The following is a 14,981-nucleotide window of genomic DNA, read 5'->3' as shown; positions in this document are numbered from 1 at the left end:
AACAACAATCATGAACACACTCCCTAATGCTGCTACCCCTGTTTCGATACTGGACAATTACGTAGCCGTACTGAAGAAGTACAACGATTTTAACGGACGCGCTCGCCGTAGCGAATACTGGTATTTCTTTCTGGTCAATGTCATTGTTACACAAGGGCTGAACTTTATCAATATCTTGATCTTCAACGGTTCTGGCTTAATTGGGGGACTGCTTATGCTTCTAAATCTGGCGATTTTGGTTCCTTCGGTCGCTGTTGCTATTCGGCGGATGCACGATGTAGGAAAAAGTGGCTGGTATGCGCTGATTCCACTGTATAATCTGATTCTGGCCTGTACCGAAGGGGTTAAAGGAATCAACGAATACGGTGACGACCCTAAGCAAAACGCCTGATTCGCTAAAACCGACTGTATCCGTTCCAATTATTTGTTTTTAGCGTATATAGAATACCGTTATGCATTACACGACCATCTATGATCTTTGGACTAAGCCTCTGATCGATTGGCGTTCCCTGGTTTTACCGTTCGGTCTGGCAGTGGCCGCTTTAGTGGCTGCTTATTTCACCCGGCCGGGCAGTGGCCGTACCGGCCTGCTGATCTTTTCGGTTGCAGCCGTTGTGGTGTCGGTTGGTATACCCGCTTTTGACCTGTATCAGTTAAAACGACACAAGCCCGTCACGGTCGAAGGGCTCATTGTAGGCTATTGGGAAAAAGACTGGGTTGAACGCAGAGATGGGAAGAACAATTCATATAGCTATGAAGCGTTTCAGGTCGATAGCGTTTCGTTCGGCTATTACCGCAATGTAGGTATGGCGGGTTTCCATAATGGAGAAACTGACCGAGTCCCCCTGCATGATGGTATGTTTGTGCGTATTCAATACGTGCCCGAACGACAACTTGACGACGACCGTATCCTGAATCGCATCGTGAAGCTGGAGATAAGCCAAAAATAGAACGCAGCTTGTCAGGGGGATTATGACATGTGTAAATCATCCTGACAAGCTGCGTTCTATATTCCAGGAATTACTTCAGGAACACCTCATCATTATCGGTCATAAACATGCGAGTGCTTTCGGTGTAGGTACCGCCGGTAGGCGATTTATATTTCAGATCGACATAAAATGCCCGGTAACCAGAAGCAGGGTAGGCTTCGCTTACCGATACAGTGCCGGTATGGTTGATACCCAGTGATTTGCCTTCCCACTTTTCGTCCTGGAAAATCCTATCGGTTGAATTGGCCGACCAGACCGTCACATCTTCCAACTTATCGGAGGTGGATTTAATTTTCAGATTAACGCCGGTTTTTGTGGGGGTTACGGTCCACTGGCAGGTTGGATAAGGCTGTTTGGTTAAGGTTGTTCCAAAAAACGCATTCAGCGCTTCGAGGGCCTGCCGCTTATCGCCCAGGTCGTGTCCGACGTTCGGCACATAATGGATGTAATTTTCGCCCGGAATCTGACCGATGTAATGCTTCACGGCATCAACCGTCCAGTATTCATCGTTGGTACCCATAAACAGCATTTTGGGCATCGTTAGCTTTTTTCGATACGAATAGGGATCGATCATTTCCGTAACGGCGCTACCTTCTTTGCTGTGGACGGTCTGCGGGATGCCCAGCTTTACGTAATCTTCAATCTGTTCGCTGTATTTATTCCAGATCTTCATCTGATAGTCCAGATTGACGGGCATATTCAGCACATCGATCACCATGGGCGCAATAGCTACGGCCCGTTTGTCGCTAGCTCCCGTCAGCCAGGTGGTCCAGCCTCGTTTCGAAGCGCCCGAAACCACAAAGCGATTGACATCCTTATGCAGCGTTTGTTTAGCAAATTCCTGGACAGCATCCATTGCCCGAACGGCACTTTTAACCATCGGAAAAAGGAGCGGCCAGCTGTAATCGCCATCTTTCTTGTACTGATGGAGCGTATAGGAAATCAGCGCATCTTCTTTCAGGTTATCGTAGAGCGGCTGATTAGGCGTTTGCCGAAGTACAGCTACTACAGCGTTGTTTTTGGTGGCTAACTGGCTAATGGCCCGGTTGAACGTATCCTCCCGCTTGTTCCAGTTAGGTTCGCCCTCTTTATTGACCGCTCCGCCCGTAATGAAAAGCAGCGCACCATCGTGTTTGATTTCTTTCGGAACGAGGATTGACAATTGGTGCTTCCAGGTGTATTCCCGCCATTTCTGCGAAGTGAGGAGTACTTCATAAGCGGTAATGTCGCCATAGCTATAGGTGTCTTTTACCTCCCATTTAAACGACTGGTCACCATTGTGCAGATACGCATCCAGGGCAGTCGACGGTGTAATACCGTCCGTTGGTTTCGGCAGGGCAAAGGCAAAAAGTGCACTAATCAGGCCAATAACGGCGACGATTTTAAGCAGATTGCTGTTCATTAGGGTTTTGAGGTTAATTGAAAGGTTATCGTGAAATGGTTATCGCTTGGTTGGTAATCGTGAAGGAGAGAGGAAATCTGTTGTTTGCGTTAGTTGGCTCCATCGGCCCTGGGCGAATCGGCAATAAGCTTCAGGGCTTCTGCCATATAGATCTCGGCAGTATTTTCGCCGAGGCTGGTTCGGCTAATGTACTGGTATCGTTTAAAGCTATTGAAGTCAACTCGGGTCAGCATATACCCAAACGCATCATTGGTCAGACCGAATAGGAAAGGCGCTTTCGTATGCATCTGCCGCTTGAGGTAATAGCCGATGTTGGGCAGTGCTTCTCCCGGAATCGTCAGCACCTGGGCTGTACCCATGGTAAGCAGGTTGACCTGAGCTACTACGTTATCGCCGGGGGCTACCTCATACCGAAGCGGAGATTTTTTGACGATGTATTTCATGACATCCGATTCGATGGGTAGCGTAACCGGGTGCATCGTACAAAACAACGACGGGTTCGGTTGCGATGCGGCCGGACCAATAATTCGAAGGGCTTCATCGGCCAGGAGTTCGCCAATACGGATGCATTCTTCCCAGGTGTTGGCTTCTTTACCGCCTTCCCGACGATTATCGGCTGTAACCATACCACCCTGCGCTCCGTTTACAAACAGCGCAATGCCCCCTGCTTTCGACTCGATCCGGTCGCATAGAGGACCACATAGGTCGGGGCTTAGAATCCCCCGGCCCGATCCGATAATTTCGGGGTGAATGGCATAATTGACCAGCGTAACGATGGGTTTACCCACCTGCGTACCCGTAGTGGCTACAGCCTGAATTACCCCACAGCGAGGGTCATAGAGATCGGGGGCGTAATAATTGTAGGCAATTTGCCCTTTGGCCTCATCGACGGCAATTTTTAACGAAGCAGGGGCTAGCTTCGAAACGGCTTCATTAACGGCATCGGCTATGGCGTGTACGCATTGGTCGAGGTAAGGAAGGTTGGCAAAGGATTCGCCTTTTTCGTTCGGGAAGCCATAGGCATCGGGGCCACTGTGTGTATGGGTACAGCCAATCAGGATATTCTGTGGCGGAATGCCCTTGATCAGTGCTCTCGACTTATTCCCCAGCACCGACGGCCATCCCAGATTATCGACGCTGACGATAGCAATGCGGGTCGTTCCTTTTTCAAAAACACAGGCTCTAACGTACAACTCTCCTTTCTTTTCGACCGCTTTTTTAGGGGTGCCGATTCCCCCTGATACCGGTAGTAACGGATTGGGGGTAATCAGTCGGACAGCCGCTCCCGCTTTGAACGATTGAGCAAACGTCGATAAAGAAAGGACGAAAAGTATAGCCGAGATTAGTAAGGTTCTCATGCCGATAAAAATGAATGATGGGATAATGCATAATGGATAATGTAAAATGTAGAATGACGGGTACAGCATTCATATCCATTTTACATTATCCATTATGCATTGCATTATGATCGGCTTACCAGGGTTTGCCGGTCCCCTGAATTAGCCAGGGTTTCGACCAGGGACTGTTTTTGCCATCGGACTGCGAATTGGCCGTTACTTCCAGTTTGTCGAGGGCAGCTCCCGAGTTGGTTTTGTTCAGGTTCAGCTCATCGCGCATGTAGTAGAAACGTACGGGCAATACTTTCCGTTTGGCAACTGGGCCAGCCTGGAGGGCGGGTAAGCCCGTACGACGATAATCGAACCAGGCTTCGGTAGCACTCGTCCAACTGGCAATCCATTTTTGGCTGATAATCTGATTCAGTGTCCCGTCGTAGGCTACCCCTTTCTGGGTAATAAACGTTGCATAGCTGCTGGATAGCCCCCAGGCTGTCAGAGAGGCCTTTATCGCGTTTTCATAGCGGGTTTTCGCATCACCGGCTGCCCAGCCTTTCTGCGCTGCTTCGGCCAGAATGAAGTTCACTTCAGCAGCCGACACCAGCCGGGATTTCAGCAGCGTGCCTTTAGCCTGGGTGTATATTTCATTCAGGTAAGAAACGTGCGGATTGACGGATGTTTGCCCTGGTGTTGGGTTGAAGTTATAGGCCGACGGTAACTGCGATATACTCGGTGGAATACCCACGTAATTGGGGTCCGTATCGATGGGGGTATTTCCTACTTTATCGGGCGACAGGTACCGAACTCCACTGACAATTTTATCGGTTCCGGCTGGTAAGGTAGCATCGACTTTCAACGGAATCTCCACTTTTTTCGCCCATACAGCCAGACGAGGGTCGTTGGTGGGCTGCATGGCTTTCAGCAGCGTAGAACACATTTTAATCCGACGATAGTTGCTACCGCTAATGTCGAAAACGGAATTTGATGGCCAGGCATCCCCTGAGTTATTACCGACAAACGCCATCGTCGCATCGAAAGAAGCGTCGTCAATAATGGGATATTGGGCTGGATTGGCTACGATTTTTTCAATGCCGGATTTGGCTACATCAGGCTGCTTGGTCGAAATGCGCATCAGATAACGGAGCTTGAGCGAATTCGCCAGCCGTTGCCATTTGGTTGGATCGCCAGCATAATATACGTCTGCACTTTCAACAATACTGCTGTAAGATGCTTTGGGCTTCGAAAGCAAGGTGCTGGCTTTGTCCAGATCGGTCAGAATGCCTGCGTAAATCACGTCCTGACTATCGTACTTGGGGGCAATATTATCGAGGCCACCCGTTTCTCCTTTCAGCGCATTGGTATACGGTGCATCGCCCCAAAGGTCGGTAATCAGCCCGAACAGGATCGATTTCATGACCAGTGCAACACCCTGCTGAAATTCCATGTTCAGGGTAACGGCTCGCTGATAAACCAGGTCGTTGTTCCGTAACTGATCGTAGTAGGCTGTCCAGCTTTGGTCGCCACCCCAGTCGTAGTCGTTATGGCCACTGAACCAGGCATCTTTCTGGGTGTGTTGTACAACCCCGGCAATGTCCTGAAAGCCAAGGTTGGTATAGAGCTTCGCTGTTTCGGTAAGAACGGTCGGCATGACCAGGTTCGGGTTTACCGTCTCAGGCTGAACACCGTTGGGGTTGATGTTCAATTGGGTGAGGTCCTTACAGGAATACAGGAAGAACAGACCCAAAACCAGAGCCAGGCTCGCAGTGATTTTATGGAAGATAGTTTTCATGACAGAATCGTTAAAATGTCGTCATTATATGGTCATTTGCTTCGTGTCATTGTAATACACCAATGACACGAAGCAAATGGCTAGTTAAAATGTAAGGCCAAGTTTAAAACCAACTGGAATCACCCACGGAGTTACGTTATAGCGCTCGATACCTTGTTTGAACTGCGTACCTGCCTGTGTACCAGACTGTGGCTGGAAGGCCATTTCTGGATCGACGTTGATTTTAGCGGCAGTCCACAGAATAATGTTCCGGCTATAGATAGAGAAGTTCGCATTTTGCAGGCCAATCGACTTCACGAAACGGGCAGGGATGTCGTAACCGAGCGAGATTTCACGCAGTTTGACAAACGACGCATCGAAGGTAGCGGCCCGGGTAAACGACCAGGGGTAATTGTCGCCATACGGAATGATTTTGGTTCCTGCGCCACCCAGGTTTTCGGTATAGCCGGTTATGTTTCCATTGGCATCATACTGAGCAATAACCCCTGGATTGAATACGCCATAGGCATACGTTTTGCCGCCAAACTCGAACGGATAGCCACCATACTCGGCCGTTGGCCCACCCACAATCGGGAAATAGTTGCCGTGAATCTTGATGTACTGATCGGCGTTGTCGACCAGCCAGTTGCGAAGGGCATCACCCGAGCGGCCACCTGGATTGATCAGGTTGTCGAGGAACCGCTGCGACCGTAAATCAGACTCCATATACCGGTAGGTTTGCGACACAAAGTCACCACCTGCCCGCCAGTCGAGCGACAGATTGAGGGTAAAGCCTTTGTAAGAAAGCGAGCTCTGCGCACCCAGAATGAAATTGGGGTTGAAGTTGCCAATTTTATTCTTGACCGTGGTGGCGCTTCTGCTCTGCCACGAACCGTCGTTATCCAGAATCGGGTAGCCGTAATAAGGTGATTTAGGATCGGTAACGGTGATGATTTCAGCATCGTAAATATCGCCTACTTTATCGCCTACATAGGTCCAGGCACCGCCTTTGGCATCTGTCCAGAGGGTATAGTAGGGGATACCTTCTGCCAGCTCTTTGATGCGGGTGACGTTCTTAGTGAAGTTCGTGGTTAAGTCCCAGCGTAGGCCGCCTTTATCGATGATCGTTCCACCCAGCGACAGTTCGACCCCTTTACTTTCGAGCAAACCAGCGTTGATGTTCTTGGTGGTAAAGCCGCTGGAAGGCGCAATCTGCGAAGGTAGAATCTGGTTGCGGTTTTCCGATACATAATACGTTCCTGAGAAACGGAGTCGGTTGCGGAACATGTTATAGTCGATCCCGACTTCATACGAGGTTGCTATTTCCGGTTTTAAATCAGGAAGCAGAATACTGCCCGACTTGCTCAAACGGGTCACACCATTCCAGGCACCGGCATCGGCCAGGGTAGGATAGAGGCTGTAGGGGTTGGCATCATTCCCCACCTGAGCGACGCCCGCCCGAACTTTAAACAGATCGACCGTAGAAGGCATATGCACCATCTCATTCAGCAACAGGCTCAGCGAAGCCGATGGGTAGAAATACGAGCGATTGTTGACCGGAAGTGTGCTTGACCAGTCGTTTCGGGCCGTCACATCCAGGTAGATCATGTCCTTGAAGCCAAAATTAGCCGTACCGTAAACGCTGTATATGGCTTTCTTGTACAGATAATTGCTGTAGTTAATATTGGCCGTTGCAATGTTCTGGATGGTGTACAGCCCTGGAATGATCAGCCCTGCGCCGTTTTTGCTGCTGGTGTTGATATCCGTCGACTGCGAATAGCGATTGTTGCCACCAGCCGATACTACCACGCTGAGCGCATTGAACCGTTTGGTGTAGGTGGCCAGGAAATCAACGTTGCGTTCGTAGCGTTTCAGGTTGATCAGGCCGTAGGCACCGTTGGGTTCACCCGTATAGCTTTTCGCGATTTTGGTTTCCCGTTGCTCGTTATAGGTGTCAAGCGCATAACGACCCATCAGCTTGATGTCGGGGGTAATTTGCCATTCGGCTTTCATGTTTCCGAATACCCGATCACGCACGAAGCTATTGTTGACTTCATACGCCAGGAACCAAGGGTTGTTATAGTTGCCAATGCTCTGCGACTTCTGCTGAAGACCTTCTTTGCCGGGCACCCAGTAATCACGTAGGTCGTTGATGTTGATGTGTGAACCAACGGCGTAGGCCCACTGCAACGGATTGGTGCCCCGTTCGCCAGCCGGTCGATTGTTGGAATTGCTGCGGCTAAAGTCGAGGTTGGTGCTGAACGTCAGTTTATTGCTCAGTCGTACCGACGAGTTAATGGCCAGCGTATTTTTGAACAGATCCGAATTAGGGACAATACCCCGGCTGCTCATGTTCGAATACGAAAGGCGGTAGGTGACTTTATCATTGTTGTTCGATATCGACACCCCGTTGGTGCTGGTAATACCTGTCCGAACGAAATCGCGGATGTTGTTCGGGTGCGAAACCAGCGGAGTCGGAATGGGTTTGCCGTCCGTACCAATCGGGCTATTCCATTGAATAGCGTTGTAGCCTTTATCCAGTTCCGGCCCTACACCACCCGACGAACTTTCGTCGATCTGGAGAATACCGCCCGGATAGGGATTTGAATCGGGTGTAAACGGCAGAATACCCGTGGCGAATTTGGTGCCCATTTTCAGGTACTTGTACGGCTGATCGAAAACGGTATTTGACGAAACGTTTACCGTCATTTTCTGTGACTTCGATCCACTTTTTGTGGTGATCAGTACCACGCCGTTAGCTGCCCGGGAGCCATACAGAGCGGCAGCACTGGGGCCTTTCAGGATAGAAATATTTTCGACATCTTCCGGGTTAATATCCGAAATAGCGTTTCCGTAGTCGACCCGGTTGTCGTTACCGATCTGGCTGACGTTATTTAAGGAGTTGGCAATCGGAACACCATCCACAACGAACAGGGGCTGGTTGTCGTTGTTGAGCGATTTGGCTCCCCGGATGATCATGCTGACCGATGAACCCGAAGGGCCTGTTGAGCTGATTTGTACACCCGGTACACGACCTGCCAGTGAGTTCAATACGTTTTCTTGCGCTATCCGGCTCAGGTCTTTACCCTGAACTTCGCCAACAGCATATCCCAGCGAACGGGCTTCGCGCTTGATACCTAATGCCGTTACGACTACTTCGCCGAGTACTTCGTTGTTTTCGACCAGGGATACGTCGATCACCGATTTATTGCCCACAGGTATTTCCTGGGTTTTATGCCCGATAAACGAGAAGACGAGTACAGCGTTGTCGCCATTGACCGTAATGGCGTATTTGCCCGACTGATCGGTAACGGTTCCCAACTGGGTACCTTTGATCAGGACATTGGCTCCGGCAACGGGCTGGCTGGTTGTTGCCAGAGTAACCGTTCCCGTAATGGTTTTGGCCGGTTTGCTTTTGGCCAGCGCGTGCATGCAGCATGCTCCTATCAGCAACGTGATGGTCAGAGAATGCCTCAGAATAAACTGAAAAGTAGAATGTGTGTTCATGCGTGTTCAGTTATGAGGGGTTCAATAAAATACATAGAAAAAAGTAGGATGACCAATTGCCAGCTCAGTCTGAACTAGTTGGCGCATCGGGTTCCGGGCTTGGGTTTTGTTGGGTTATGAGTTGATTAAAATAGGTTTCCAGTACGTCTGAATAGGCCTGTCGCGTCTGGTCGTCATGCAGACCAGCCAGGAATTCGTCCAGTTCGGCTCTCGACAGTTTATTGTTGAGTAGCTGTTTGATTAGATAGCGGCTGCCCTGATTAGCCATGGCCTTTCCGTTCGACAGTTTGTCAGTAGTACTTGGGAAAACGGCGAAAAGACTATCAGGGCGTCGTGTATTTTTTGGAAAAGAGAGTGGGGATGGCGGTGTACGCTGGCTGTCGGGACAACGTACGTGCCGTTTCTAAAGAAGAGCAAAGTCAATTCGTTCCCGAAGAAGCTGTTTGGCCTTTACGAGTTGATTTTTGACGGTATTTTTTGAAATGTTGAGTAGTTCAGCGATTTCCTGATACGATTTTCCATCTTCTACATTCATGCGCAAAATCAGCTTCCGTTTTTCAGAAAGTGCGCTCACAGCCGATTGAACCAGATTAAACTGGGCTTCCTGACTCTCTGGCAATTCGTCATGGGCTTCCTGCATCCGTTCCAGATAACGCTGTTTTAGAAACTGCGCTTTTTCAACCTGTTTCAGATAGTCGAACGCCTGGTTTCTCAGGCAGGTAAATAGATAGGAGTTGAAATTAAGGCTGGGGTTGATGGTCGATCGACGCTCCCAAATCTTAATAAATACATCATGAACCATGTTTTCTGCTTCTTCCTGATCTTTCAGGATCGACAGACAGAAACGGAGGGATGGGGTACGGTAATGTTTGTATAGTTTCGCAAAGGCTGCCTGATCACCAAGAACAACCTTGCTTAGAATAGATTCGATGGAGTAATGAAGAGCCATATGCAGAAAAGTAAGGTGGGTAATAGGCGACAAACCAGAAAAACGATTGCGATTGAATGGTCTGTAGAATTTTTATAACTTATTTAAGTTGAATTGCCGAATAAAATTTTGACAATATTCGCCAAAGGATTTGTCTATAAAAGTTTACAAATCCTTCATAATATCTTAATATACCCCATAGAAGCCAAATTATATTTGGGTTCTGCGCCACTATCGAGACAAATATAGAAGGGTGAATTTCAAAAGAATTTCGCACTTTGCGTAAAATAACCGTCAATTTGCGCAGGCTATTTTAATTTGGGCAGATAGCCTCTGGAAGTCTTTCTAGTGATGTTTCGGTAAGTAATCGTCAGGTTACGTGAAACGAAGAAATGTGAGTCATTGGGGTTGTCTGCGGGTGGGTTGGCATCAAATTTTTCGATGTGTTCTAGTAGCCTAATGCATCAGAATGCCCGTATAACTGATGTATGGTCCCCTGTTGGCCTTTAGTGATTGGCTTCTTCTTGCTTCACATGAACGTGTTTATCTCCTATCGGGCCTGGTTTTCGGTATGCGCCATGCTCATGGCCTGCTGGCTAGCCTACGCCTGTAGTTCGGGTGGGGGAGCAGCTCTTCAGGAAATGAACAGCCACTATCGGGACCAGGCTTTTGAACAGGAATACCACGAGGCCTATCCGTTGGTGGTGGATGGCAAGCCAATAGCCGTCCGTCGGGTTATGGTCGATTCCCAATCGACGGTTTGGCTAGCCTCAGCAGCCGGGGTGTTTTCAAAGAAAGCTTCAGAATCGTATTGGACGAATTTTCCATTTCCTACCGATCAGGGGCCAGCCTATTCACTAGCCGTCGATCAGCAGTCAACGGTTTGGCTAGGGATGTGGAACGGGCTTTTCCGCTATAGAAACCAGCAACTCGAACAGGTCGATGGTCCTAGAGGGCCAATTTCGGACCTTTGTTCGACTCCGGAAGGCATGTACGCGCTGGGGCCAATGGGGGTGTGGCTGATTAATAAGCAGGGCTGCCAGAAAAAGGCCTATTCGCTGCCCCGATCCATTCGGCGGGCAATGTCAGATAAGCAGGGAGGACTTTGGGTAGCTACTGATGTGGGGTTGTATCACGTTGGCGATACCCAAACCCGGATTTTTCAACGCCCTGACGAATTATTGAGTGCGTCTGTTCGAGGATTAGCCCTGGATCAACACAGGAACGTTTGGGTAGGGGGCCTGGGAGGTGTCACGGTTTTGGGGCAGGATAAACCAATGCAAACGGTGGAACCAAAGCAGGGTATCCCGTCGAGTTATGTGAACTGTGTGAGTCAGGCACCCGACGGGCGCATGTGGGTAGGTACGGATGTAGGCGTGGTCAGGTATAGTGCCGATGGTAGTCATTCGTTGCGGTTTACCCGACGGTGGCTGCTCGATGATCGGGTCGAGGATGTTGCTTTTGATGCGCAGGGAACGGCCTGGGTAGCCACGGCTGGCGGAGTAAGTGCCATTCGACGGCGGCCCATGACGTTGGCTCAGAAACAGGATTACTTCTACGATGTACTCATGAAACGCCATATTCGATTGCCCTGGATTGCTGGTCAATGCCGACTTAAACAACCGGGCGATACGAGTACCTGGGAACCGGACGACGACGATAATGATGGCGAGTATACCGGGAATTACCTGGCGATGGAAGCCTTTCGATACGCTGCTACGCATAACCCGGACGCGAAAGCCAAAGCAAAGAAAGCGTTTGATTTCCTGAAGCTTCTTCAGGAGGTGACAGGAACGGACGGCTTTTTTGCGCGTACAATTGTTCCGGCCAACTGGACGCGGGTAGATGATGGCAACCGGACCTACAACCCGCAGGAACAGGCCGACGAGCTGGTGAAAGAGCCTCGATTTAAACCAGTTGAGGTACGCTGGCGAAAATCGAAAGATGGAAACTGGCTCTGGAAAGGCGATACCAGCAGCGATGAGGTGTGTGGCCACATGATGGGCTATTATTTCTACTACGAACTAGTGGCCGACGAAGCCGAAAAGGCCGTGGTTCGTGCCCATGTGGCCCGGCTGGTCGATCACCTGATTGCCCACAATTTTACCCTGACGGACATCGATGGGAAACATACACGCTGGGGTGTCTGGTCGCCCGACATGCTCAACCGCAACCCCGACTGGGCACCGGATCGGGCACAAAATTCGATGGAATTACTGGCCTTTCTGAAACTGGCCTATTATATGACCGGGAAGTCGGTCTACGAGCAACACTACCGGAATCTGATCGATAAAGAAGGCTACCTGGACAATATGGCGCGTATCAAGGAGCAAAATCCGGCCTGGTTTATCTATTTTGATGTGATGCTGGCGGCTTATGTCTACCCCATTCTGGTTCGCTGCGAGCAGGACCCCAAACTTCGGGCGTTTTACGAAGCCCACATGGATCAGTGGCTTGAGCAACGGAAGGGCGATAAAAATCCACTCATCAATTTCCTGTACTGTTATGCCCGAAATAAATCGGTTGAGCTGGCATCGTCCGTAGAATTTTTGGTCGATACGCCACTCGATTTAGTAAACTGGACGGTCGATCATACGAAACGGGAGGATGTTCGGATCGTTCGAACTCCAGTGCTCGACGAATGGCAGGTGAGTGAGTTGCCACCAGCCAGCATTCGGACCGTTGTTCGTTGGGATAAAAATCCCTGGGCGGCTGTGAATGGTACGCCCGATATCGAACGGGAGCCTGTGTTCTGGCTGCTGCCGTACTGGATGGGCCGATACCTGAAAATGATTCAATAATCTGTTGAAAAACAAAAATGTATGTGCGTAGGACTAATTCGTAAACGTGTGGCAGGTGTGGTGTTGGGAGTATCGTTGGGGGTTCTGGCGAGCGCCCAGTCGGTGTATCAGGACAAACCATTTCTTCAGGATTACAGCATTAAGTATTATGTCGATAAGCCGGAGGCCAGTCTGACCGAGTTGGCCAGCGACCGAAATGGAGTGATTCAATTGCTCGCGTCCAACGGGCTCATGCATCCATCGGGGGGGCAATTTCTGGTGCCGGGTAAAGTGCTTCCCGATCAGACATATCGACCGATGAGTGATATGAAGCTGGCTGCCATCGGGGAATACGATCACCAGCTTGTTTACCTCGATAATCGGGCGGTGTTGAGCAATGCCTGGGCCGGGAAATTGTTTACCGAACATCAACTTCCCCAGGCCCGACTCTTTGCGGGTGGTGCCGATTTTGCATTTTTGGTTTCAGACGGGAAAGCACTGCATCTGGTCAAAGGCAAAGAGGTCCGCTGGAAAGGAACGATAGCTGATGATGAAGCCATCCAGATTCGGTATCAGCCTGGGGTCGATCTGTTCTGGATACTGGGTAAAAAAGCGCTTTACACCGTATCGGGCAAGTCGCCCAAACTGACTAAAGTGCTGGATGGGGCCAACTTCACCGCGTTCGATCTGGCGTCGAAAGGGGCTAAGATTGTGATCGGGACGACCGATGGTTATCTGGAAGTTGACGCGGTCGGGAAGAAACCTATAGGTACTGTTCATCGTAAACTGCCGGTAACGAATATTACGTCCGTTGCAGAAGTGAATGGGAAACTCTGGTTTGGGTCGGCTCAGGGCGCCTTTTCCCTGCGTCCAGATGGTAAGTTCGACTATTACAACGGTGAGCGCTGGTTACCCGGCAATCAGGTGACACAGATTACTGCCGGACCAGCCAACTCCGTTCTGATTCTGACGACGGCTGGCCTGGCTAAAATCGAATCAAAATGGATGACGCTCGCGGAAAAAGCGCAGTTCTATGATCGGCAGGTGCGGACCCGGCATATTCGGAATGGGTTCAATGCGTCGCTGGTTCATATGGAAAAAGGAAATCTGGAGAGTGGCTATATGGAAGATTCGGATAATGACGGCCTCTGGACCTCAATGTATCTGGGTGGAGAAATTTTCCGGTACGCTGTTACCAAAGATAAGGAAGCGCTACAGAACTGCCGGGAAGCGCTCGACGCTATGGAACGGTTGTATACGGTTACACCCGTTCCGGGTTTTCCGGCGCGTTCGTTTGAACGGGCAGGCTACATCGACAAACTGCATGATAAAGAGCGATGGCAGCATTCCCCTCAACCCGGCTGGGACTGGAAATCGACCACCAGCAGCGACGAAGTAATCGGACACATTTTCGCGTTCGGCGCCATGGCTGAACTGGTCGATGATAAGGACTTGAAAAGCCGGGCCATTACGCTGATCGATACGCTGATGAGCCATATTATTACACATGATATGTACCTGATCGATTTCGACGGAAAGCCAACCATGTGGGGGCGCTGGAACCCGGAATATGTGAATGCCTTTCCGATCAATGTGGGCGACCGAAAACTGAATTCGTCCAATATTGTAGCTATGCTGCAAACGGCTTATCACTTCACTCATAAAGAAAAGTACAAGAAGAAAGCGTTCGAGCTGATGCAGAAGCATGGCTACTTCGAGAACCTGATGCGACCCATGCGCATTATCGGTAAAGCTCCCGATAATGCCGATGAGCATAGCAAACATATGTCGGACGGCTGGAACCATTCCGATGATGAGATGTATTTCGTGGGCTACTGGGGACTGTACCGCTATGCGTTAAACGATACGTTACGAACCCATTTTAAGAAAGCGATCATTGATCACTGGGAAGTTGAACGGCCCGAAAAAGAAGGTGCCTGGAATATTTTCACGGCATTGACAGGGACGAAATCGTTCGATCTGCCCGAAGCAGTCTGGTATTTGCGGGAATTTCCGCTGGATCTTATCGACTGGGAAATTCAGAACAGCCATCGTAAAGATATCGAATTGCTGCCCGATAACTTTCGCAGACAAACCACCAAAGAAGTCCTGCCTCCCGACGAGCGACCCATTCAGCGGCATAATGGCAATATGTTCAGTATGGATCGACTGCGAGGCAATGGTACCTCCGAACATAGTGCGGGTGATATCTGGCTGCTGCCCTACTGGATGGGCCGCTACCTGGGGGTGATCAGTGCCCCTATGCGATAACG

At 49.9% G+C, this 14,981-nt stretch carries 10 protein-coding genes; 4 read left to right on the top strand and 6 right to left on the bottom strand.

Annotated features, from left to right (window positions below; translation table 11 throughout):
* Positions 1 to 10: 10 nt before the first annotated feature.
* Positions 11 to 391, top strand: a complete 381-nt coding sequence (locus BGO59_RS19565; protein ID WP_293685878.1) for a DUF805 domain-containing protein — start codon at positions 11 to 13, stop codon at positions 389 to 391.
* Between the two features lie 61 nt (positions 392 to 452).
* Positions 453 to 950, top strand: a complete 498-nt coding sequence (locus tag BGO59_RS19560; RefSeq protein ID WP_293685876.1) for a hypothetical protein — start codon at positions 453 to 455, stop codon at positions 948 to 950.
* A gap of 70 nt (positions 951 to 1,020) precedes the next feature.
* On the opposite strand, the gene BGO59_RS19555 is transcribed toward BGO59_RS19560, so the two are convergent.
* The 6 genes from BGO59_RS19555 to BGO59_RS19530 form a co-directional block, all read right to left on the bottom strand.
* Positions 1,021 to 2,391: a PhoPQ-activated protein PqaA family protein gene (locus BGO59_RS19555; protein ID WP_293685874.1), complete on the bottom strand. Its 1,371-nt coding sequence runs from the start codon at positions 2,389 to 2,391 to the stop codon at positions 1,021 to 1,023.
* Positions 2,392 to 2,480: 89 nt separating this feature from the next.
* Positions 2,481 to 3,749 (bottom strand): hypothetical protein, encoded by a 1,269-nt coding sequence (locus BGO59_RS19550; RefSeq protein ID WP_293685872.1) that lies wholly within the window; start codon positions 3,747 to 3,749, stop codon positions 2,481 to 2,483.
* A 115-nt stretch (positions 3,750 to 3,864) separates the two neighbouring features.
* Positions 3,865 to 5,514, bottom strand: a complete 1,650-nt coding sequence (locus tag BGO59_RS19545; RefSeq protein WP_293685870.1) for a SusD/RagB family nutrient-binding outer membrane lipoprotein — start codon at positions 5,512 to 5,514, stop codon at positions 3,865 to 3,867.
* Positions 5,515 to 5,598: 84 nt separating this feature from the next.
* Positions 5,599 to 9,000 carry a SusC/RagA family TonB-linked outer membrane protein gene (locus BGO59_RS19540; RefSeq protein WP_293685868.1) on the bottom strand — a complete coding sequence of 1,134 codons (3,402 nt, stop codon included), beginning with the start codon at positions 8,998 to 9,000 and terminating at the stop codon, positions 5,599 to 5,601.
* A gap of 64 nt (positions 9,001 to 9,064) precedes the next feature.
* On the bottom strand, positions 9,065 to 9,268 hold the full coding sequence (locus tag BGO59_RS19535) for a hypothetical protein (RefSeq protein WP_293685866.1): 204 nt from the start codon (positions 9,266 to 9,268) through the stop codon (positions 9,065 to 9,067).
* Positions 9,269 to 9,403: 135 nt separating this feature from the next.
* Positions 9,404 to 9,949 carry an RNA polymerase sigma factor gene (locus BGO59_RS19530; RefSeq protein ID WP_293685864.1) on the bottom strand — a complete coding sequence of 182 codons (546 nt, stop codon included), beginning with the start codon at positions 9,947 to 9,949 and terminating at the stop codon, positions 9,404 to 9,406.
* Positions 9,950 to 10,461: 512 nt separating this feature from the next.
* Here BGO59_RS19530 and BGO59_RS19525 point away from each other — a divergent pair.
* Positions 10,462 to 12,729, top strand: coding sequence for a two-component regulator propeller domain-containing protein (locus BGO59_RS19525; RefSeq protein WP_293685862.1), 2,268 nt, complete (start codon positions 10,462 to 10,464; stop codon positions 12,727 to 12,729).
* Positions 12,730 to 12,750: 21 nt separating this feature from the next.
* Positions 12,751 to 14,979, top strand: coding sequence for a hypothetical protein (locus BGO59_RS19520; protein WP_293685860.1), 2,229 nt, complete (start codon positions 12,751 to 12,753; stop codon positions 14,977 to 14,979).
* Positions 14,980 to 14,981: the final 2 nt, after the last annotated feature.

This window comes from Spirosoma sp. 48-14 (assembly GCF_001898575.1).
GTDB lineage: Bacteria > Bacteroidota > Bacteroidia > Cytophagales > Spirosomataceae > Spirosoma.
This window is presented reverse-complemented; position numbering and strand designations above follow the sequence as displayed.

Coding starts and splice junctions, on each gene's coding strand:
- BGO59_RS19560 (WP_293685876.1), top strand. CDS start 453: ATGCATTACACGACCATCTATGATCTTTGGACTAAGCCTCTGATCGAT.
- BGO59_RS19520 (WP_293685860.1), top strand. CDS start 12,751: ATGTGCGTAGGACTAATTCGTAAACGTGTGGCAGGTGTGGTGTTGGGA.
- BGO59_RS19555 (WP_293685874.1), bottom strand. CDS start 2,391: ATGAACAGCAATCTGCTTAAAATCGTCGCCGTTATTGGCCTGATTAGT.
- BGO59_RS19550 (WP_293685872.1), bottom strand. CDS start 3,749: ATGAGAACCTTACTAATCTCGGCTATACTTTTCGTCCTTTCTTTATCG.
- BGO59_RS19535 (WP_293685866.1), bottom strand. CDS start 9,268: ATGGCTAATCAGGGCAGCCGCTATCTAATCAAACAGCTACTCAACAAT.
- BGO59_RS19540 (WP_293685868.1), bottom strand. CDS start 9,000: ATGAACACACATTCTACTTTTCAGTTTATTCTGAGGCATTCTCTGACC.
- BGO59_RS19565 (WP_293685878.1), top strand. CDS start 11: ATGAACACACTCCCTAATGCTGCTACCCCTGTTTCGATACTGGACAAT.
- BGO59_RS19525 (WP_293685862.1), top strand. CDS start 10,462: ATGAACGTGTTTATCTCCTATCGGGCCTGGTTTTCGGTATGCGCCATG.
- BGO59_RS19545 (WP_293685870.1), bottom strand. CDS start 5,514: ATGAAAACTATCTTCCATAAAATCACTGCGAGCCTGGCTCTGGTTTTG.
- BGO59_RS19530 (WP_293685864.1), bottom strand. CDS start 9,949: ATGGCTCTTCATTACTCCATCGAATCTATTCTAAGCAAGGTTGTTCTT.